The 20,894-nt window shown below is 65.0% G+C and carries 13 protein-coding genes; 10 read left to right on the forward strand and 3 right to left on the reverse strand.

Annotation, left to right across the window (positions count from 1 at the left end; all coding sequences use genetic code 11):
• Positions 1–120: 120 nt before the first annotated feature.
• Together JFN93_RS01560 and JFN93_RS01565 are read right to left on the reverse strand one after the other, a co-directional pair.
• Positions 121–3,192, reverse strand: a complete 3,072-nt coding sequence (locus tag JFN93_RS01560; protein WP_199382213.1) for a PAS domain S-box protein — start codon at positions 3,190–3,192, stop codon at positions 121–123.
• A 543-nt stretch (positions 3,193–3,735) separates the two neighbouring features.
• Positions 3,736–4,641, reverse strand: a complete 906-nt coding sequence (locus JFN93_RS01565) for an NmrA family NAD(P)-binding protein (protein WP_199382214.1) — start codon at positions 4,639–4,641, stop codon at positions 3,736–3,738.
• Between the two features lie 295 nt (positions 4,642–4,936).
• Between JFN93_RS01565 and JFN93_RS01570 the strand changes: the two genes are divergently transcribed.
• From JFN93_RS01570 to JFN93_RS01600, 7 genes are all read left to right on the forward strand, one after another.
• Complete coding sequence (locus tag JFN93_RS01570) at positions 4,937–6,499, forward strand: sensor histidine kinase (protein ID WP_199382215.1); 1,563 nt, start codon at positions 4,937–4,939, stop codon at positions 6,497–6,499.
• A gap of 372 nt (positions 6,500–6,871) precedes the next feature.
• Entirely contained in the window at positions 6,872–8,266 is a 1,395-nt protein-coding gene (locus JFN93_RS01575) for a serine hydrolase domain-containing protein (RefSeq protein WP_328753337.1), read from the forward strand.
• A gap of 97 nt (positions 8,267–8,363) precedes the next feature.
• Positions 8,364–10,538 (forward strand): EAL domain-containing response regulator, encoded by a 2,175-nt coding sequence (locus JFN93_RS01580; RefSeq protein WP_199382216.1) that lies wholly within the window; start codon positions 8,364–8,366, stop codon positions 10,536–10,538.
• A gap of 244 nt (positions 10,539–10,782) precedes the next feature.
• Positions 10,783–11,277 (forward strand): MucR family transcriptional regulator, encoded by a 495-nt coding sequence (locus JFN93_RS01585; RefSeq protein ID WP_199382217.1) that lies wholly within the window; start codon positions 10,783–10,785, stop codon positions 11,275–11,277.
• Positions 11,278–11,417: 140 nt separating this feature from the next.
• On the forward strand, positions 11,418–12,278 hold the full coding sequence (locus JFN93_RS01590; RefSeq protein WP_199382218.1) for a sensor histidine kinase: 861 nt from the start codon (positions 11,418–11,420) through the stop codon (positions 12,276–12,278).
• Positions 12,279–12,315: 37 nt separating this feature from the next.
• Positions 12,316–14,358: a PilZ domain-containing protein gene (locus JFN93_RS01595; protein WP_199382219.1), complete on the forward strand. Its 2,043-nt coding sequence runs from the start codon at positions 12,316–12,318 to the stop codon at positions 14,356–14,358.
• Positions 14,340–16,541, forward strand: coding sequence for an ATP-binding protein (locus JFN93_RS01600; protein WP_199382220.1), 2,202 nt, complete (start codon positions 14,340–14,342; stop codon positions 16,539–16,541). The genes JFN93_RS01595 and JFN93_RS01600 overlap by 19 nt, the downstream gene beginning before the upstream one ends.
• Before the next feature lie 3 nt (positions 16,542–16,544).
• On the opposite strand, the gene JFN93_RS01605 is transcribed toward JFN93_RS01600, so the two are convergent.
• Positions 16,545–17,348 (reverse strand): class I SAM-dependent methyltransferase, encoded by an 804-nt coding sequence (locus JFN93_RS01605; RefSeq protein ID WP_328753343.1) that lies wholly within the window; start codon positions 17,346–17,348, stop codon positions 16,545–16,547.
• A 269-nt stretch (positions 17,349–17,617) separates the two neighbouring features.
• On the opposite strand from JFN93_RS01605, the gene JFN93_RS01610 reads away from it, so the two are divergent.
• The 3 genes from JFN93_RS01610 to JFN93_RS01620 are packed head-to-tail and all read left to right on the forward strand — an operon-like array spanning position 17,618 to position 20,858.
• Positions 17,618–18,835 carry an OmpP1/FadL family transporter gene (locus tag JFN93_RS01610; protein WP_199382221.1) on the forward strand — a complete coding sequence of 406 codons (1,218 nt, stop codon included), beginning with the start codon at positions 17,618–17,620 and terminating at the stop codon, positions 18,833–18,835.
• A gap of 44 nt (positions 18,836–18,879) precedes the next feature.
• The gene (locus JFN93_RS01615; protein ID WP_199382222.1) at positions 18,880–19,281 is read left to right on the forward strand and encodes a response regulator; all 402 of its coding nucleotides are present in this window, start codon (positions 18,880–18,882) and stop codon (positions 19,279–19,281) included.
• Positions 19,282–19,286: 5 nt separating this feature from the next.
• Positions 19,287–20,858 (forward strand): sensor histidine kinase, encoded by a 1,572-nt coding sequence (locus JFN93_RS01620; RefSeq protein ID WP_199382223.1) that lies wholly within the window; start codon positions 19,287–19,289, stop codon positions 20,856–20,858.
• Positions 20,859–20,894 lie beyond the last annotated feature (36 nt).

Here is a 20,894-nt window from a genome sequence, read left to right on the forward strand (position 1 = left end):
TTTGCCCACCCTGCGGTCCAGGTGGATTAACCGCAACAGGTATCGCCGCCTTCGGCGGATCGCGCCTGGGAAGGCGCTCCCACCGTTTCAGACGGCGAGACAGGCTCCCACTCCCTCATCTCATGCGGCGGCGTCCAGGATCTCGCGCACCTTCTGCAATAGGTGCAGCGGGTTGAGCGGCTTGGGGACGAACTCAAGGCCTGCGTCCAGGATGCCGCGCTCATGGATGATCTCGTCGGTGTAGCCGCTGATGAAGATCGCCTTGCTGCCGGGACGGATCCGCTCGATCTCCTCGAGCGCCTCCTTTCCGTTCATCTTGGGCATGATTACGTCCAGGATCACCATCCCGATTTCGCCGCAGTTGTCCCGGAACTTCCCCACCGCATCCTCCCCGTCGCGCGCCGCGATCACCTGGTAGCCGAACTGCAACAGCACCTGCTGGACCATGTCGCGCACCTGGGCATCGTCGTCGGCGATCAGGATCAATTCGGTCCCCCGCTGTGGTGTGTGGCGGGGCTCCTTGCGCGCCGGCCCCTCGGTCCGGTTTTCGGTGAGCGGGAGGTAGACCGAGAAGGTGGTCCCTTTCCCCGCGTCGCTGCGGACGGTGATGTATCCATTGTGCTGCTTGACGATGCCGTAGACGATGGCGAGCCCGAGGCCGGTTCCCTTGCCGACCCGCTTGGTGGTGAAAAAGGGCTCGAAGATCCGCTTGCAGGTCCCCTCCTCAATGCCGCAGCCGGTGTCGCTGATGGCAATGCAGGCGTAGCTGCCGCATTCACCGAAACCGTTGGCGGTGATGAACTCCTGGGTCAGTACCGCAGTCGTGGTCGTAATGGTGAGCTTCCCGCCGGTCTCCATCGCGTCCCGGGCGTTGGTCGCGAGGTTCATCAGCATCTGCTCGATCTGCCCCTGGTCGACGTTCACGGCGAGCTCCTCCGGATGGAGCCGGGTGCTCAACTCGACGTCTTCCCCGATCACCCGGTGCAGGAACCGTTCGGTCCCTTGGACGATGCCGTTGAGGTCGTGGGGGCGCGGGTTGATGACCTGCTTCCGGCTGAAGGCGAGGAGGCTGCGGGTAAGCTCCGCGGCGCGCTCGGCAGCCGAGAGGATCTGGACGATGTTGATGTACTGGGGATGATCCAGTTCCATTCCGAACGCCAGCATGTTCCCGTAGCCGATGATCGCGGTGAGGATGTTGTTGAAGTCGTGGGCCACCCCGCCCGCGAGCTGCCCCACCGCTTCCATCTTCTGGGCCTGGAAGAGCTGGGCCTCCAAAGCCTTCTTCTCGGTCACGTCTTCTTTCACCCCGATGAAGTGGGTGATCTCTCCGGCGTGGTTCTTGATCGGCGCGACGGTCATGTGCTCGGTGAAGAGCGTCCCGTCCTTTTTGCGGTTTCTCAGTTCCCCCTGCCAGACCTCGCCGGAGACGATGGTGTGCCACAAATCGCGGTAGGTTTCCGGCGGGGTCTTCCCGGACTGGAACTTGCGCGGGGTGGTCCCGATGACCTCTTCGGCGGCATAGCCGGAGACCTGGCTGAACTTGGGGTTGACGAACTCTATGTAGCCGCTTCGGTCGGTAATGACGATGGAGACCGGGCTCTGCTCGATGGCGGTGGAGAGCTTTTTCAGCGTCTCGTCGGCATGTTTGCGCTGCGAGATGTCCCGCACCAGGGCCAGGCCGTATTCCACCCCCTGGTACACGACGTAGTTGGCATTGATTTCGACCGCTATCTCGGCGCCGGCGCGGTTTCGGTGCGCACTTTCGTACGTGACGCTCAGCTCCCGCTGGAGCCGTTCCCAAAGGTCTCCCCATCCGGCTCCGGCAAGTGCGGGGTTGAGGTCGGAGGTGCTGCGGGCCAGGAGTTCCTCCCGGGAATACGCGAGCATGCGGCAGGATTCCTCGTTGACGTGGATGATCCTGCCGCCGCTGTCGGCGAGGTAGGCGGCCTCGTGCACGTTGTCCAGGGCGAAGTTCATCAGGGCCAGGTTTCGCTCCGTTTTGAGCCGCTCCCCACGCTCCCGCAGCAGCATCACCCCGAAGGCGAGGTCGCCGGCGAGCTCTTCCAAAAGCCGGACCTCGTCCGGGGTGAAGGCTTCCGGTTCGGCCGCGAAGATGTTCAAGACCCCGAAAGGGGCTCCGGACGCGTCCAGCAGCGGCAGGGCGATGCCGGAACGGTAGTCGCGCGCCAGCGCCTCTTCCCGCCAGCGGGGATAACGCGCCACCTCATCGAGTTTCTGGAGGCACAGCGTCTTCCCGGTGCGGACCGCCGCCACCGCCGGCCACCCCTCCTTGCCTTCGCCCACCGCCACCAGGCGGTCCAAAAATCCCCGAGTCGCCCCGAACCACGCTTCAGGAACGACGTGCAGCGGCTCCCCCGGTTGCCGGTACCCGACCCAGGCCGTCAGATATCCAGCCTGCTCGCAGACGATGCGGCAGATCTCTTGCAGAAGGGCCGTCTCGTCGACCGCCCGGGCCAGGGTCTGCCTGCAGGCGCTGACCGCCCGCAGCTCCCGGTTCAGGCGCCGTTGCGCCTCCTCGGCCCGGCGCCGCGCCTCCATTTCCCTGAGGAGTCCTTCCTCTTCCTCCAGGAGCAGGGCGACGATCAGCCCCATCCCGATGCCGGTGGCCAGGATGACATACGTGGTGAAACCGTAGGGGGCCCACCAGGTGTTGCGGGTGAAAGGATAGGAAATGGTGCTGATCCCCTGGAGCCAGAGCATGACACTGAGGGCGGAAAAGCCACGGTTGCCGGAAGCTTTCCCGGTCTGCCAGAGGGCGAGGCCGGATGCATAGAGCGCCAGGGCGCCCGTGCTGTGCTGGGGGAGGGAAAGCCAGGGGAAGGGAATGTGGCTGCTGCGCGCAAAGACGATCCAGGCGGCCAGCGCGGGGATGACCAGGCAGGATGGATCGCGGCTCTCGCGCCGGGTCAGGGCGTCGACCCCCTTCCAGATTCCCCAGATCCACCCGAGGTAGAGAAGGTCGCTGGTTGCACTGAGCAGGGGATGATCGGCCGCGCGGAGCTGGCAGACGGCGCGCAAACCATAGCAGGCGTTGGCGAGGGCCAGGCAGATGCAGAACGTCCCGGAGTTCCCGGTGCGCCGGCTGCGGAAGACCAGCAGATAGAACAGGGAGATGAGGGCGGAAACCACACCGCAGACGGCAAATACCGTCGCGAGAGACATTTCGGCCATGCTGGCTCCTTGCCCGGCGACCTCGGTCGCAGCGAGCTCACGTGCCGGGAAGAGCTGCGGCACGGCGGTAGCTGATCCGGAAAAGACGGGCCCGGTGGTCCCGAAACTGGTGCCTTGCTGCGCTTGGCGCGGCAGAAATTGCCGCAGGCGTGCCTTGTCTGTCTGAAGCGCCCGCTCCGGGCCTGAGCTCTGTCATAGGGGGGCGTCCCCTGTTTCAGTGACTGGATTTTAAGTCCCGATGCTGAACCTGGACCCGTTGGACAAGGCAGAAACGGGATGAAAACTGAGGCATAACAAATTAATATCCGTCCTTGACAGCGGACGCGCAGGCGGCACCTGGCCCAATATATGGGTAATGACGCTCTTGATGCCTGCTGATGCTTTTCGGGAGTCTGGAGAAAAACTTTATGAGAAAATGATCAAAGTAGCGTTGTTGCGTCTGTTTTCCGATGACCAAAAAAAGAAGGGGCGCTCGCGCCCCTTCTTCAATCGACACGCAGTCCGTTGCGGACTGCTGCCGGACGGCTCTCCTCGGTGGAATCTTCAGATCCCTTCCCCCATGGTCGATGCGGCGAACGCTTTGGCAAACGTCTCGGCGAACATCTCGATCGAGGTCGGCGTAGTGGTTCCCGGCACTCTGGGGCGGCGGACCGCGAACATCCCGTCGTTGAGCGCCTTGCTCATCTCGATGTACCGGCGGCTCAGGTCCCTGCTGAGCCCCATTTCCACCATGCCCCGTTCCGCATCCTGGTAGGGGAACTGCACGTACTTGAGGTCCGGCTTGCCGATCTTGTTCCCCAGGACGGCGAACGCCTCGTTGAGGGAAAGATCGCGTTCCCCGAGCAGATCCTGGACCCGGATCCCTTCGAAGTTGCGCTGCAGCAGCCGCTGCGCCAGGTGGGCCGCGATGTCGGCGGTGGCAATCATGGCGAATTGCTGGTCGCCCCGCACCGCGGAGCCGGCAAAGCCGAACCGGTTGATCACCGGAATCTGCATCAGCAGGTTTTCCATGAAATAGGTCGGGCGGAGGTGGAGGATGTTGATCCCTTCCAGCGCATTGAGCCGCTGCTCCTGGTCCCGCAGGCCGATGATCGGGCCGGTCCCCTGCGCCAGGTCGGCCCCCTGGCTGCTCAGGTTCACCACGAAACGCACCTTGGCCTTGCGGATGGCGTTGGCGATGGCGGCCCCCACGAAATTCTGGAAGGACCGGAAATCGTCCGTGTGGAGATGGGGGGGAATCATGACGTAGACCGCAGTTGCCCCGGCAAACGCCTCGGTCAGAAAATCACTGTCCTTCAGATCACCCACCGCGACCTCCGCTCCCCGCGCCCGAAACGGCTCGAGGCGTCCCGCATCCCGTCCGATTACCCGGACCGGTTCCCCCTGTTCCAAAAGGATGTTGGCGGTTTTGCTCCCTATGTTACCCGTTGCTCCGGTAATTACGTACATGGTGTGCCTCCTTGCTGCTGTTACCTGGCACTTTGGTTGAAAGTTGCCTGTCCCATTATAGAGCAACCGCCCCTGCGAATGGGACGAAACCCGCCGGTGCGGGCACAACTTCTTTGTCATGGGCGGGGCAAAAATTATATAATCGCTGCAAGGGGTTGGGCCACTGACACCCCCTGGGGACAAAACGACGGCAGCCGGGGCGCCGGAGGGAGCTTTGCTGCGGTCGGCGGGCCCTCCCGCAAGCGGTCCGGGATGGTCGGGAGGATCGTGGCGACGGCCGAGGCGAGGCAAGGCGATGTTACGGACAAGTGACGGGAAAGGAAGGTCCGGCCAAGGTGCCGCGGACCGGGAAATGGACCGGAAACAGCTGACCGGTGAAGCGGAGTCCGGGACCGCGACCGGGGAGGCGGAGGCCGGGATGGCGGTCTTTTTTCTGGACGCCGCCGGCACGATTCTCTCCTTAAGCGCCGCCCGGAGGTTTCTGGGCTACCCCGCCGCCGAGCTGGTGGGGCGCCCCCTGGCTCTTCTGCTGCCCGAGTTTCGTCGGGAACAGGGGCTGCCGCAGAACCTGCTTGCTGCGGCCTTTTCCGAAGGGACCGCGCAGTGGCGAGGGGCGCTGCAGGCGCGGGACCAAAGCCGGGTCGACGGCGAAGTGACCGTGCACCTCATGGAAGCGGGTGGGGACGCGCCCCGCTTCAGCGCCGTCGTCTCCCGCCGCGGTGGCGCCGAACGGCTCGATAACCAGGCGGTGATGCTGGAGCGGCTCTTCGAGCATTCACCGGACGCGGTCTTGCTGGTCGATCGCGAGGCGACCATTCGCAGGATCAACCGCCAGGTCGAGTCGCTGTTCGGGTTTCCGCGGGAGGAGCTGACCGGTGCCCCGCTGGACCGGCTGATCCCGGAACGGTTCCACCGGCCGCATCGTCATCACGTCAAGGATTACTTCCGCGACCCGCGGACCCGGATGATGGGGAGCGGTCTGCAGCTTTTCGCCCGCCGCCGCGACGGCGGTGAGTTTCCCGTCGACATCATGCTGAGCCCGATCGAGGTCGATGGCGGGCTTTGGGCCCTGGCGGTGGTGCGCGACATCACCGAGCGCAAGCGCACCGAGGCGCGGATCAACGAGCTGAACCGGGAGCTGCAGACCCAGGTGGAGCAGCTCGGTGCCGTGAACCGCGAGCTGGAGGCGTTCAGCTACTCCGTATCCCACGACCTGCGCGCCCCGGTGCGCCACATCGGGGGATACCTGCAGCTTCTGGCCAAGCGCGACCTCTCCTGCCTCGATCCCCAAAGCCAGCGCTATCTGGACGTGATCATGAAGGCGACCCAAGACATGGGGACGCTCATCGACGACCTCCTCTCCTTTTCCCGGATGGGGCGCGTCGACCTGATGAAGAGCCGGGTGCGCCTTGGCGAGATGGTGCGCGAGGTGGTCGCGGCGCTGGCGCCGGAGAGTGCCGGACGGATAGTGAACTGGGAGATCGGCCCGCTTCCCGAGGTGGAAGGGGACCCGGCGATGCTGCGCCTGGTGCTGGTGAACCTGCTCGCCAACGCCCTGAAGTTCACCCGGGGGCGCCCCCGGGCGGTGATCGAAATCGGTGCGGTGCCTCGGGAAGGGGAGGTCGCCATTTTCGTGCGCGACAACGGCGTCGGCTTCGAGATGCAATACGCCGACAAGGTCTTCGGCCTCTTTCAGCGGCTGCACCGCCAGGACGAGTTCGAAGGTACCGGGGTCGGGCTGGCCAACGTGCAGCGCATCATCGCCCGCCACGGCGGAAGGACTTGGGCCGAAGGTGCCCTGGACCGGGGAGCCACCTTCTGGTTTACCCTCCCCGCCCCGGGGAGCGTCACAGGATGACCCGATCCCGGGTCGTCGGTGGGCTTTGTCGGGGGCGTCTGGTTCCTGTTGCAGAAAAAATCTCCTTAAGCTAACGTGTAGACGCAATTTAACCGCTCGAGAATCCGGAATTTCTTGCCCAAGCTCTGTGTCGGGATAAAATAATATTAACGAAACGGGGGCGGTTCTGGATGAAGATCGTGGTTGCTCCGACGTCCGGTTTTCTCCATCCAGCGCCTGCCGTGCCTGGTTCCACAAAAGGCTAATGTTTTTTCCTTTCCAGCCGATACGACTATCAGCTCAGGAGTGGGAGGGATGTTTGGGCCGATTCCTCTACTAGTTTGTGGTCACTTCCGGTGATCTACTTTTACCTGCAGTACCCCAAGGAAGACCGTGCGCATCATAGGTAGCCTCATCATCGTGTATCTGCTGTCCGCAACGCTCCTCTTCGCTTCGACCGAGCCGACCGCCGGCCTCGCTGCCCAATCTCCGGTCAATATCGGCCGCAGCGCCCCCATCGACCTGATCCTGGAACGGGCGATCTCACGCAACCTCATCGCCGGTGGCATCGTCGTGGTGGGCAATCACGACGGTATCATCTCCACCACCGCCCGGGGGCGTCTCAATCCCTTCGGGAGCTCACCCTATATCGACGAGCGGACCATCTTCGACCTCGCCTCGCTCACCAAGGTCATCGCCACCACCCCCGCGGTGATGAAGCTTTTGGACGAGGGGAAAATCTCCCTCTCCGACCCGCTCTCCCGGTGGTTTCCCGAGTTTCGGGGCTCGGTGTGGGAACGGGTGACGATTCTCAATCTCCTTACCCACACCTCCGGGCTGGACGACATCTCCTTCGCCAACGAAAGCCTGGAAGGGGCGATCCGGAAACTCGCGGCGATGAAGCATCGTTCCGGCAGCCGCTTCCACTACGCCGACATCAATTTCATCCTGCTGGGAGAACTGGTGCACCGGGTCTCCGGGGAGACCCTCGACTCCTTCTGCCGGCAGTGGATCTTTGAGCCGCTCGGGGCCCGACGGACCATGTTCCTTCCCCCCAAAAGCCTTGCCGAATCTATCGCGCCGACCACCGGCTACGTGAGCGGGGTGGTGCAGGACCCTAACGCCCGTCGGCTGGGGGGGGTTGCCGGACATGCCGGGCTGTTCAGCTCCGCCTCCGACCTCGCCCTCTTCGGCCGGCTCATCCTCGGCAAGGGGGTGGTTGACGGGCACCGGATCCTCTCGGAGGAGGTCGTGGCGCGGATGACCTCGCCCTACCTCGCCGATGGCGGGGCGGTGGTGCGCGGCCTGGGGTGGGACATGGAGTCTCCTTTTTCCGCCCCGAAAGGGCGCTTCTTTTCGGCAGCCTCCTTCGGGCATACCGGTTACAGCGGTTCCTCCATCTGGATCGACCCGCAGCAGGATCTCTTCGTGGTCCTTTTGACCAACCGGCTGAACTACCGGCAGACCCGGGTCTTCAACCAACTGCGACGCGACGTTTCCACCCTGGCTTCGGCCGGCTTCCGCCGGGATGACGGACGGACCGAGCTGCCGGAGCCGTGGGAGATGGCGCAGCTGACGTCGGAGCTTTTGCAGGCAGCTCCTCCGGTGGTACGTGCGGCGGCAGCTCACACCCCGGCGCAGGCGGCTCGGCACAAGATGCACCGCAGCGCCCACCGGGGCGCCAAACACAGCTTGGTCGCCCTGAAAAAGGGAGGCGCGCACCGGATCGCCCGGACCGCACGCTCGGAAGGGGTCCGCAAGAAGAGGATCGTAAACCGGCGCGTATAGGCGCTTCGGTTGGCACACGGCGCAGCGTTACCCCGCTTTGGAGGAAACGGTGTGCCGTGCTTTGTTTTGCAATGGTCATTTGATCAAAGGATGGGGAATGGTGCTCTCGCCATTGGTACACGTGCCCGAGGAGGGATACGCGGATCCGGAACGGATCCTGATCGTCGACGACGAGCCGCGCCTGCGTTTCGGGCTGCGCCGCCTCCTGGAGGGGGAAGGGAGGGAGCTCATCGACTGCGGGACCGGCGCGGAGGCGATCGCGCTTTTGAAGCGGGGCGAGATCACCCTGCTTTTACTCGACGTGAACCTTCCCGACCTCTCCGGGCTCGAGGTGCTCGAGTGGATCACCACCCACCGGCTCCCCACCGCGGTGATCATGGTCAGCGCCGCCGACAGTATCGACTACGCCATCCAGGCCCTGCGCAGCGGCGCCGTCGACTTCGTCCGCAAGGGGCCCGAGCTCGACGACATCCGCCTGAAGGTCGAGAACGTCCTGCACCGCCGCCGTCTCGAGCAAAGCCACGCCCTGATGACCGCCCGCCTGGAGCAGTCGGAACGACTGCACCGCTTTCTCGTGGAATCCTCCCCCGATCTCATCTACACCCTCGACGGCTCCGGCCGCTTCGTCTTCATCAACCGCCGGGTGGAATCCCTTTTAGGGTACCGGCGCGACGAACTGATCGGCCGCAGCTACGCCTGCATCGTCCATGAGCTGGACGTGGAGCGGGCCCAGTACGCCTTCACCGAGCGGCGCTCCGACGAACGCGCCACCAACAACGCCGAGGTCCGCCTCAAGTGCAAGCGGGAAGGGTACCAGCCCTTCGAACAGCGCCACATCGTGGCGATGCTGAGCGCGGTCGGGATCTACGAGGAGAGCCGGGACAGCGAGCGGCGCTTCATGGGGACCTACGGCGTGGCCCGCGACATCACCGAGCGCAAGGTCGCCGAGGAGACCATCAGTTTTCAGGCGCTGCACGACCAGCTCACCCATCTCCCCAACCGGCGCCTGTTCAAGGACCGTCTGGAACTCGCCATCACCCAGGCGCGTCGCGACGGATGGGTCGTCGGGGTGATGTTCATCGATCTGGACCGGTTCAAGCTGGTCAACGACACCCACGGCCATGCCGAGGGGGACGAACTCCTCAAGAGCACCGCGCACCGGCTCCGGGGGTGCATCCGGGCCGGCGACACCGTCGCCCGGCAGGGTGGGGACGAGTTCACCGTGCTTTTGCCGCATCTGGCCCATGTGGAGGACGCCGCGCTCATCGCCCAGAAGATCCTCGACGAGCTCAAGCTCCCCTTCTACGTCGCCGGCCAGGAGTTCCGCGCCACCGCCAGCATCGGCATCGCCGTCTTTCCGCGCGACGGCGACAGCGCCGAGATGCTGATGAAAAACGCCGACATCGCCATGTACAAGGTGAAAGGGGACGGCAAAAACGGTTTCCAGTTTTTCACCCCGGCGATGAACGCCTGCTACCAGGAGCGGATCACCCTGGAAAACGAGCTGCGGCAGGCGATCGAAAACCAGGAGTTCGAGCTCTACTATCAGCCCAAGATCAGCCTGAGCGCCGGACGGATCGTCGGCATGGAGGCGCTGATCCGCTGGCGCCATCCGGTGCACGGCCTCTTGAATCCGGACGGGTTCATCGATCTGGCGCAGGAGTCCGGCCTCATCGGCTCCATCACCGACTGGGTACTCGGCGAGGCCTGCGGTCAGCTGTCGCGCTGGCACAGCATGGGCTTTGGTGACCTGTGCGTCTCGGTCAACGTCTCGCCGCAGGAGTTCGACGCCCCGAGCCTGGTGGAGCGGGTGGCCTCCCACATGAACCGGCACGGCATCTCCCCGGACACCCTCGAGATCGAGATCACGGAGAACCTCCTTCTCCCCGACGTCTCCGGGGTCATCGAAAAGATGCGCCTTTTGCGCGCCCATGGGGTCCGGATCTCCATCGACGACTTCGGCACCCGCTACTCCTCCTTGAACTACCTGCGCCGCTTCCCGATCAACGTGATCAAAATCGACCAGTCGTTCGTCCACGACCTCGCCCCGGGGCAGCCGGTCTCCCCCATCATCCACGCGGTTATCGGCATCGCCCGAGGGTTTGGGCTGCACCTCGTCGTCGAGGGGGTGGAGACGCTCCACCAGATGGAGGTCCTGGCGGAACTTGGTTGCGACGAGATGCAGGGCTTTCTCTTCGGGCGCCCCCTCCCCGCGTTCGAGGCCGAGGAACGCCTCCTCGCGCCGGTCTGCTACCCCTCTCCCTCTCACTGAGCAGGTCATCGTCACTTGTTTTCCCGCCGCCATCTCACTATTTCCCGCTGCGATGCTTTGAAGGGGGATCACCTCTGGTTCAGAGCGCTGCCCACTCTGGCACAGCCGGCGACCAATCCGACCTCATGTCTGTTTGTTTTATGCTCTGTTTGCTTCTTGATTGAGAATCAGACGAACTTTTAATTGACAATTTTCTTTCCTCTGTTATTAATCACACAAAAGTAAACGCACAAGGAGGATCCTGATGGCTACCCTGGTCGAAATCGCCGCACAACTTGTGGCATCGCACGCATCGAGCACCCCGATGACCTCGGACGAACTTCTGGCAGAGATCAGCAAGGTTCATTCAGCCCTGAAAAATTTAGAAGCCGGGCAGGCCGTTGAAGGAGTGGAAGAAGCAAAACCGCAGCTCTCTGTCAAAGAGGCCTTCAAGAAGAACGAAGTCGTCTGCCTCATCTGCGGCAAAGGGGGGTTCAAGACCCTGGCCCGCCACCTGAGCACCGCCCACGACATGAAGCCGGGGGCTTATAAGAAGCAGTTCGGCATCGCCAGCGGCCAGGCCCTTTCGGCCCGGAGCTACTCCGAGTCCCGGCGCAAGATGGCCCAGGATCGCGGGCTGGCGGACAACCTCGCCAAGGCGCGCCAGGTGCGCATGGCGAACATCGAAGCGAAGAAGGGGACCGCTGCTGCCAAGGGGGGAAAAGGACCCAAGGCGAAGGCCCCCCGCGTCAAGAAATAATCCCCGCCTTTCGGCACCGAAAAGCACCCGTTCCGGGTGCTTTTTTTTTGCCCTTTCGCCAATCCACTGCTGCAATCAGGTTGGACGGTGCTAATATTGGCCGGTCGTTTTCCCTGGGGGGAAGCCGACCGGGAGAGCACATGTCCAGCACCTTGAAACAGCACGGTATCCGGCCCGGGGGGATGGTTCCCCCTCCCGGACCGGCGGAAAAAACCCGCGCCGGGGACGAATGCCGGCGGCTCGCCGACGCCCTCGCCGCCGAGCGGACCGAGCGGCAGCGGGCACAGCGCGAGCTCCGGGAGAAGGAGCTCCTCCTGCTGCAGCAAAGCCGGCTCGCCTCGATGGGGGAGATGGTCGCCAACATCGCGCACCAGTGGCGCCAGCCGCTCAACATCCTCGGGCTGCTCGCCCAGGATCTGCAGATGACCTACAGCCGCGGGGAGCTCGACGAAGGCTACGTCAAGGAGTACGTCCGCCGGACCATGGAAACCATCGCCCACATGTCACGCACCGTCGACGATTTCCGGGCCTTCTTCGTGCCGGAAAGGGACGAGGTCGAGTTCCCGGTCCGGGAGGTGGTGGAGCGGACCCTCTCGCTTTTGGAGGGAAGCTTGCGGGCGCGCCAGGTCCGGGTCGAGGTGGTGGCGCAGGCCGAGCCGGTTTTGCGCGGTCACCCCAACGAGTTCGGGCAGGTGCTGGTGAACCTGCTCAACAACGCCCGCGACGCCTTCCCTCCGACCCGCGGCGACAGCGCGGCGGTCATCCGGATCGAGATCGGCATGAGCGGCGGCCGGGTGACCGTCGCGGTGACCGACAATGCCGGCGGTATCCCCGAGGAGATCCTGGGGAGGATTTTCGACCCCTACTTCACCACCAAGTCCCCCGAGGAAGGTACCGGTGTAGGGCTCTACATCTGCAAGATGATCGTGGAGGGGAAGATGAACGGAAAACTCACCGCACAGAACGTGGCGGGGGGGGCGTGCTTCAACATCGAGCTGTGAGCTCGGGGCCGGACCCCGCCCCGGGGGGAGGCAGGACATGGAGTCGAGCCACCGGTCAAAACCGTTGCTGCTGCTCTACGCTCCGGAACGGGCGCTTGGCGGGGGGAAGGGGGTGGGGCGGCGCTACCTGGTGGGCCGGCTGAACTTTCTCAACTTCAGCGGCGGTCGAGTCCTGGTGGCCGCGCGCGCGGCGAGCGGGACCGTGCTCCTGCCGGCCCTGCCGCGCCCCTGCGCGGGCGAGTTTTTGGAGCTTACCTGGGCCCCGCGCGCCGGCCTTCCCGAGCTTTTGGACACCCATCACCTCGACGAGCTTCTGGTTCCGGACGGCGGCTCCCTGCTCCTGGTGCGGGCCGAGCCGGTGGCCTGCGACGCCCGGGGGGCGACGCTCCGTCTGCCGGAAAACTGCCGATCCTGCCGCGGCAGGGACAGCCGGCGCGAACGGGGGGAACGGATCACCGCCTGCTGCAGCCAGGAGGGGGCCCGATTTTGCGGCCGTCTCGCCGATTTCAGCGCCGAGGGGGTCCGGGTGGAGGGGGACGCGGGAGCCACCTCCTTCAACCCGGAGTTCCCGGTCCACCTCATGCTCGATCAGGGCGGCGAACTCGTTTTCTCCGCCGACTGCCGGCTGCTCCGCGCCACGCCCGGCATTTTGGTGCTGCGGCTCGAGCGCAAGCGGGTGATCCCCTTTGCCCCGGCCCGGCACCGGGAACCGCGCTTCAGCCTCTCCCCGCCGCCGACGGTCACCTTCAGTCACCCCCTCACCGGCGGACCGGTGACCTGGGTGGTCGAGGAGCTCTCGGCGACCGGATTCACGGTCCGGGCCGGGGCCGACGACCCCCTCCTGGTGCCGGGGCTCCGCTGCGCCGAAGTCGGCATCGGCTTCGGCGCCTTTCCCGCGATCACCTGCCGCGCCCAGATCGTCTCCCGCGGCAAAAGCCCGGACGGCCGCGGGATCCGCTGCGCCTTCGCCATTCTCGATCTCCCCCCCCGGGAACAGGAGCGGCTCCTCGCGCTCCTTCCCCAGGAAGGGGCCGCCACCTTCACCGAGCACGAGCTCGATGCCGGAGCGCTTTGGGAGCTGCTCTTCGACACCGGTTTCTTATACCCGGAGAAGTACCTCCTCCTCGCCAAGGACCGACGGGCGGTGCAGGAGACCTTCCGCCGCCTCTACGCCGGCCACCCGGAGATCCTCCGCTGCTTCACCTGCCGCGATGCCACCGGGCTCGTGGGGCACCTTGCGATGCTCCGTCTGTTCCGCGAGACCTGGCTGATCCACCACCATGCCGCGCGGCGCAGCCTCGCCCTGGGCGCCGGACTCGCCGTTTTGAACCGGGCCGCCCACCACATCAACGCCCTGTACCGCCTCCCCTCGGCCCACCTGCAGTACGTCTGCTGCTACTTCCGCCCCGACAACAAGCTGCCCAACCGCGTCTTCGGCGGCGCCGCCCGACACCTGAGGGACCCCAGCCGCTGCTCCCTGGACCGCTTCGCCTATGGGATCTACCAGCGGACGGCGGCGGGGGGAGCGTTGCCGGCGGGATGGGACCTGCAGCGGGCCGGGGAGGGGGACCTGGAACGGCTCGTGGAGTTTTACCGCGAGCAGTCCGGGGGGCTTTTCCCCGTGGCCTTCGATCTTTTCGGCCGGCAGGGGGAGGCGGAACTGGCCCGGAGCTACCGCCGTGCCGGGCTCAAGAGAAAACGCCGCTTCTTCGCGCTGCGCCGGGACGGGCGCACCGTGGCCTTCGCCCTGGCCCTGCAGGGCGATCGCGGCCTCAACCTTTCGGAGCTTACCGACTGCGTCACCCTTTTTGTCCTGGAGCCCCTTCCGGAGCCGGTGGGAGACACCGTATTGGCCCTCCTTTCCGGGACCTACCGGGAGCACCGGATGCCGGTACTGGTCTACCCGCACCGGTACGGAGCGAAACTGCCGCTGGGACAGCTCAAGGAATACCTCCTCTGGATCCTCGACCTCACCCACGCCGACCTCTACCTCGACTTCTTCAGCCAACTGGTGCGAGACCCCCGCAAGGGGCGCGTCCCCCCGGAGCAAGCGGAGCCACCATGGGAGACGACCGGCTGAGGGAGACCCCCCTCTACAACAGCCGCATCATCGACGCCTACCTGAAGCTGGTGCGTCAGAAATACCCCCAACTCGACCTGGCGGCGCTGCTCGAACACGCCGGCATGAAGGGGTACGAGGTCGCCGACCAGGCGCACTGGTTCGGGCAGGAGCAGGTGGAGAGGTTCTACGAGAAGCTGGTCCAGATGACCGGCAATCCCAACATCGCCCGGGAGGCCGGGCGCTACGCCGCCTCCCCCGACGCTTTGGGGGCGATGCGCCAGTACATACTTGCCCTGGTGGGAGCCGCTCACACCTTCGAATTGATCAGCCGGATCACCGCGAACTTCACCCGCTCGTCGGTCTACCGTTCCCGCCGCCTGGCCCGCAACAAGGTGGAAATCGTGGTGACCCCGCTGCAGCCCGGGCTTGAGAAGCCGTTTCAGTGCGAAAACCGGATCGGTTTTTTCGAGGCGGTGGTCCTCGCCTTCAGCAACGCCCCACCCCGCATCGAGCACCCCGAATGCATGTTCTCCGGCGGAGCCACCTGCCGCTACCTGATCAGCTGGGAGCCGAAACCCAGCGAGTCGCTGCGCCGCACCCTCAGGACGGCGGTGCCCCTTCTCTTCCTGGCGGACCTCGCTGCCGGCGTCTGGGGCGGGATCTCCACGCTTGCCATTACCCTCCCCGGCACCCTGATCGTCATCCTGGTTCTGGAGCTCGTGGCCCGGGGCATCGGCGAAAAAGAGCTCCTTGCCACCCTCAACAACACCAGGGAATCCAACGAGAGCCTCATCGAACAGATCAACGTCAACTACAACAACGCGCTTTTGGCCCACGAAATCGGCCGGGCCCTCGGCTCCTACCGCACCCGCGAGCAGATGCTCGAGGACGTGGCCGGGGTGCTGCGCCGTCGGCTGGACTACGACCGGGGGGTGGTTTTGCTGGCCGACCCGCTGCGGTGCCACCTGGAGCTCGCTACGAGCTATGGTTTCGCCGACTGCGAGCTGGAGTGCCTGAAAAGTGCCCCCTTTTCGCTTGATGAGCCTCTCGATGATCCCTACCTCCGCTGCTTCCAGGAGCAGCGTCCTCTGCTGGTCGATGCCTCCGTCGGCCTCGAGGCGACCTTGGCCTCGCGCAGCTTCGCCTGTTCCACCGAGCCCGGAACCCGTTCCTTCATCTGCTGCCCCCTGGTCAGCGAGGGGGAATCGCTGGGGGTGATCGCCGTGGAGCAGCTGCACCGCCACCGTCCCCTGGTGGAAAGCGACCTGAGCCTGATCATGGGAACCGCCTCGATGATTGCGATCAGCCTGCGCAACCTGGAACTCTTCGAGGACCTGCAGCGTGCCAAGGAGGAGCTGGAACTGCGGGTCGCCAAACGGACCGAGGATTTGGAGAAGAGCCGGAGGAGCCTGGAGGACAAAAATGCGGAGCTGGAGCGGGCCAACCGGGAGATCGAGGAGGAGAGTGCGGGCCGGGTGCGGGCCCTGGAGGAACTGAGGGAAAAGGAGCGGATGCTGATCCAGCAGAGCCGGCTGGCAGCTTTAGGCGAGATGATCAACAACATCGCCCACCAGTGGCGGCAGCCGCTCAACGAACTTGCCTTGATCGTCCAGGAGCTGCCGATGATGTTCGACCAGAACCGCTTCTCCAGGGAGTACCTCAAGGAGAGCGTGGCAAAGTTCATGCGCGTGGTGGGGCACCTTTCCAAGACCATCGACGACTTCCGCAACTTCTTCCGGCCGGACCAGGCCCGGGTACCGTTTCGGCTGCGCGACGTGGTGGAGCGGACCCTCTCCCTGGTGGTGGAGAACTTCCGGCAGCAGGGGGTCGCGATCGAGGTGGCGCTGACCGGCGACCCGGTGCTGGAGGGGTATCCCAACGAGTTTTCCCAGGCGCTGCTCAACATCCTGCTCAACGCGCGGGACGCCTTCGTGGATCGCGAAATCGCCGCCCCGCGTCGCATCCAGATCGCCGGGGTGGAGGAAGGGGGGCACTGCGTGGTCACCATTTCCGACAACGCCGGGGGGATCGATCCCGCCATTTTGGACCGGATCTTCGACCCTTACTTCACCACGCGCGGCCCGGAGCAGGGAACCGGCATCGGCCTTTATCTGGCGAAGATGATCATCGAGAAGAACCTGCGGGGCCGGCTGAGCGCCGCCAACGTCGCCGAGGGGGCGCAGTTTCGCATCGAGGTGTGAACATCAGCGGGGTGCCCGTCCGGAACAGCAGATGAGCGGGGTGTAGGTAAAGCGGCGCGGGTCGGCAAAGAAGCTGGCGAACTCCTCCCGGAACTCGGGGAACCCGCCCGGGTAATCGGGAAAATCATAGCCGGAGGTGCGGGCGGCGACCTCCACCTTTTGGCTCCAGTTGTAGTCGTCCACGGCGCCGAGCGCTCCGTAGATGAGGTGATGGTGGGTGAGATCGACCTGGATGTCGGAACAGCCGGTGTCGTAGAGATACGAGTAGAGCTTGCGACCGGCGTAGGGGTCGAAATCATGCTCGGCGGTCAGGTGCTGCATTACCCCGTCCAGCGCCCGCTCGAGCCGTGGCGGCATCCCGAAGTGGCTCAGGCAGTTGTGGTCCAGGTCGATCAGGCAGAGGATCCCTCCCGGCTTGAGGAGGCGGAGCAGGTTGGCGACGATGTCGCGGCTGTGAGCGCGGTGGTACTCGAGGACGAAGCGGACCCAGATGAAGTCGAAGCTCCCGAGATCGTCCAGCGGAGCGTAGAAGTCGCGGCAGGTGAAGGTGAGCCCGGGGGCGGAATGCTCGGCGCGGGCGTGGGCGATCCGCTCCGCGGAGGCGTCGATTCCGACCACCTCTCCCCCATCGACCAGGCGGTGCAGGAAACGGCTGGTCTTTCCGGAACCGCACCCCACGTCGGCGACCCGCATCCCCGGCGCAATCCCAGCCCACCGTGCCTGGCGCTCCAGCGGTGGTGCGGTGGTCTTCAGGTCAAGGCGGCGTGCCTCGTCGGGGTTATCCATCAGGTAAGCATGATTAGTCACTTCTGACCTCGTTGATAATGATTGTTGCTATCGCTAGGTTTTCATTTATATCGCGACGTCACGAAGTTAAGCAATAGATTAATGAAGAATGAAACTTCATGTAATTCAGATGGTTAGCTGTTGCTGTGGCGGGGCGGGTTGAGGCAAGATGAGAGCATTCCCATTGACACGATGTGGGTGGCGGATACACTAAAGGCTCTTAATTTTCATTTTAATTATCACGTCAGCGTCGCTTCCCCCGGGTAAGTGGGGGGGCGCGCGGAGGTTACATGGTGGGCCTCCTGCTGCGTCATCTGTTCGCCGCGGCAATCCTGCTGATCGGGAGTCGGAGCTATGGTTCCGGGTTCGGGATTTTCACCCAAGGTGGGGCGGCCCTGGGGGAGGCGGACGCGGTGGTGGCCCACGGGGCGCGCCCCTCGGCCATCTTCTTCAACCCGGCGCTGATCGCGGGGTTGCCGGGGACCCAGGCCGAGCTCGGCACCACCTTTATCGTTCCCAATCGGAGCTTCATCGGCGACGACGGGAGCCGGGCCGCGACCCGCGATCCCCTCTTCACCCCGTCGACGGTCTACCTCACCCGCGCCCTCGGGGGCGGATTTACCCTCGGGCTCGGGGCGTTCAACCCGTTCGGGCTCGGCACCGACTGGGGCGGGACGTGGAGCGGACGCTACCTCGTCAGCGCTGCGACGCTCAACAGCTATGCGGTCAACCCGGTCCTCGCTTTCCGGCCGCTTCCAGCGGTGGCGGTCGCCGCCGGGATCGATGTGGTCGTCGCCGACGCGACCCTGGAGGGAAGGATTCCCGCCGGGGCTCCCGGGGGGAGCGACCTGGTGAAGCGGTTCAGCGGCTCGGGGACCGGGGTCGGCTACAACGTGGGAATTTTGCTGGAGCTGGGGAAAGCGGTCACCTTGGGCGCGTCGTACCGAGCCGAGGTGCCGGTGACCCTGGAGGGGGAACTCGTCATCGGCGGGCGGACCATTGGGGAAGGGAAAAGCAGCATCACCTTGCCGCGCCAGCTTTTTGCCGGCATCGCCTGGCAACCGACCGAGTGCCTGGTTCTGGAGAGCGGGCTTCGCTACGAGGGATGGTCATCGCTGTCGGCGATCCGGATCGAGCTTTCCGGTGCTCCTTCGGTGGGGCCGGAAACGGGGGGGACCGAGGACCCGCGGCAGTGGCACGGCAGCTGGGCGGCCAACCTCGGGGGGCGCTACCAGCTGAACCAGTGGTTTTCCCTGGCAGCCGGCTACCTCTATGGAACCAACCCGGTTCCGGACCGAACCTTTGAGCCGGCCGTTCCCGATGCCGACACCCACCTCTTCTGCCTGGGGGCCGGAGTGCGCCGGCAGCGGCTGCAGCTCGATCTGGGGTACGGCTACCAGTTGCAGAAAAGCCGCGTGAAGAACACCAACCAGTACGGAGCGCAGGCCAACGGCCGCTACGAGGCCGACTTGCATCTCGTCGGCGTAAGCGTCGGTTACCGCTTCTGAAGACCGGCGGCGGAACCGCTGTGGGTCCGCCGGGAGGTAGAGCCATGAAACCGAGGTACCTGGTGCTGGTCGAAGACAACCCGGACGATGCCTATCTGGCCCTGCGAGTCATCGAGAAGGTCTTCCCGGAGAAGGTGATCCGGGCCCGCGACGGCGAGGAGGCGCTCGTGCTGCTCACCCGCCTGGCTGCGGAGGGGATCGAGCTGGTGGAACTGGTGCTCCTCGACCTCAAGCTCCCCAAGGTCGACGGCATCGAAGTTTTGCGCAGCATCCGAAGCAGCATGGAACTTAAGGGGCTCAAGGTGGCGGTCCTCACCTCTTCCGAGGACGAAGGGGACCAGGAGCGCTGCCGCGAACTGGGTATCGCCGACTACCTGTTCAAGCCTTTGACCGTCGCCGCCCTGATCAAGGTCCTGGGCACGGCGCCGGGGTCGGATCGGAGGTAGCGGCAATGGAGCGCCCGGAACGCCAGGCGGAAAACATCGTCCTTGTCTACGTGGAGGACGAGGCGGACGCACGGGAGATGGTCTGCCGGATGCTGGGGATGAACTATCCCGGAGTAACCATCATCCCTGCAGAAAACGGGGCGGCGGGGCTCGCCGTTTTCCGGGAGCACGCACCGCAGGTGGTCATGACCGACATCAACATGCCGGTGATGGACGGCATCCGGATGTCGCGCGAGATCAAGGCGCTCAACCCCGAGACGGTGATCGTCGCGGTCACCGCCCACAGCGACACCTCCTATCTCATGAGCGCCATCGAGATCGGGATCGATCGCTACGTGCTCAAGCCGATCAACTACGACGAGCTGTTCGCGGTTTTGGACGCGATCTTCGAGGATCTTGCCCTGAAACGCCTGGTCCGGGAGCAGACCCGGCGCCTGGAGGCGAGCGAACGCCAGCTTTCCGAGGCGCAGAAGATCGCCCACCTGGGGAGCTGGCAGTGGGAGCTTGGCGACGGCACCATGAGTTGGTCCGACGAGCTGTACCGCATCCTCGGGCTGGTACCGGGGAGCGTCGCGCCGTCCATGGAGGGGGCCCTGGAGCTGGTGCATCCGGAGGACCGCGGGGCGGTGCAGGCGCGGACTGAAGAAATCCGGCGCGGGCTGATTCCGGACCGGCCGCTCTTTTTCCGCATCCTGCGCCCGGACGGAGTCCAGCGCATCATCCGGGGGCAGGCGGAACTGATCCGTGACGGCGCGGGGAACGGCGTCTCCATCATCGGTAGCGCCCACGACGTCACCGAGATCAAAGAGGCGGAGGAAAAGATCCGCTCCCTGACCTGCGAACTCGAGCAGCGGGTGATTCAGCGCACCTCGCAGCTGGAGGCCACGGTGCGGGAGCTGGAGAGTTTCAGCCACGTCGTCTCTCACGACCTCCGGGCCCCGCTGGCTCGCCTGGAGGGGTTTTGCCGCGCCCTCGTCGAGGACTGCAGCGGTTGTCCCAACCGCAACTGCAGTGAGTACGCGGAACGGGCGGAGCGGGTGGTGCGCCAGGTGAAGCGGATCATCGACGCCTTCAACAGCCTGAGCCATTACGCGCGCTGCCACTTGTCCGTCGCAGACGTCGATCTGGCGGCCATCGCTCGGGAGGTGGCGCAGCGGCTTGGGGAGAACGAGCCGGGGCGCCGGGTGGAATTCGTCTTGCCGCAGCGGCTTATGGTGCGCGGGGACGGGCGCCTTTTGCAGACGCTGCTGGAGATCCTGCTCGGCAACGCCTGGAAGTTCTCCGCGAAAAAGGACGCGGCGCGCATTGAGTTCGGCGTCATCCCCCGGGAGGGGGAGCTGGTTTACTTCGTCCGCGACAACGGCGCCGGGTTCGACATGAAATATGTCGGGAAGCTCTTCAAGCCGTTCCAGACGGTGCACAGTCCCGGCGAGTACGCCTGGGACGGCACCTCGATCGGTCTGGCGACCGTGCACAGCGTGGTGCTGCGCCACGGCGGGAAGGTCTGGGCCGAGGGGGTGGTGGGGGAGGGGGCGACCTTCTACTTCACCCTGGTGGAAAACCCGGAGCCGCAATGACCGGACGTTCCCGGGCCTTATCTGCCGTCAGGGCCC

It is taken from the genome of Geomesophilobacter sediminis (genome assembly GCF_016458275.1).
Lineage (GTDB): Bacteria > Desulfobacterota > Desulfuromonadia > Geobacterales > Geobacteraceae > Geomesophilobacter > Geomesophilobacter sediminis.

Excerpts from the sequence above, each read along its gene's own strand:
- JFN93_RS01560 (WP_199382213.1), bottom strand. The coding sequence starts at position 3,192 with ATGGCCGAAATGTCTCTCGCGACGGTATTTGCCGTCTGCGGTGTGGTT.
- JFN93_RS01565 (WP_199382214.1), bottom strand. The coding sequence starts at position 4,641 with ATGTACGTAATTACCGGAGCAACGGGTAACATAGGGAGCAAAACCGCC.
- JFN93_RS01570 (WP_199382215.1), top strand. The coding sequence starts at position 4,937 with ATGTTACGGACAAGTGACGGGAAAGGAAGGTCCGGCCAAGGTGCCGCG.
- JFN93_RS01580 (WP_199382216.1), top strand. The coding sequence starts at position 8,364 with ATGGTGCTCTCGCCATTGGTACACGTGCCCGAGGAGGGATACGCGGAT.
- JFN93_RS01585 (WP_199382217.1), top strand. The coding sequence starts at position 10,783 with ATGGCTACCCTGGTCGAAATCGCCGCACAACTTGTGGCATCGCACGCA.
- JFN93_RS01590 (WP_199382218.1), top strand. The coding sequence starts at position 11,418 with ATGTCCAGCACCTTGAAACAGCACGGTATCCGGCCCGGGGGGATGGTT.
- JFN93_RS01595 (WP_199382219.1), top strand. The coding sequence starts at position 12,316 with ATGGAGTCGAGCCACCGGTCAAAACCGTTGCTGCTGCTCTACGCTCCG.
- JFN93_RS01600 (WP_199382220.1), top strand. The coding sequence starts at position 14,340 with ATGGGAGACGACCGGCTGAGGGAGACCCCCCTCTACAACAGCCGCATC.
- JFN93_RS01610 (WP_199382221.1), top strand. The coding sequence starts at position 17,618 with ATGGTGGGCCTCCTGCTGCGTCATCTGTTCGCCGCGGCAATCCTGCTG.
- JFN93_RS01615 (WP_199382222.1), top strand. The coding sequence starts at position 18,880 with ATGAAACCGAGGTACCTGGTGCTGGTCGAAGACAACCCGGACGATGCC.
- JFN93_RS01620 (WP_199382223.1), top strand. The coding sequence starts at position 19,287 with ATGGAGCGCCCGGAACGCCAGGCGGAAAACATCGTCCTTGTCTACGTG.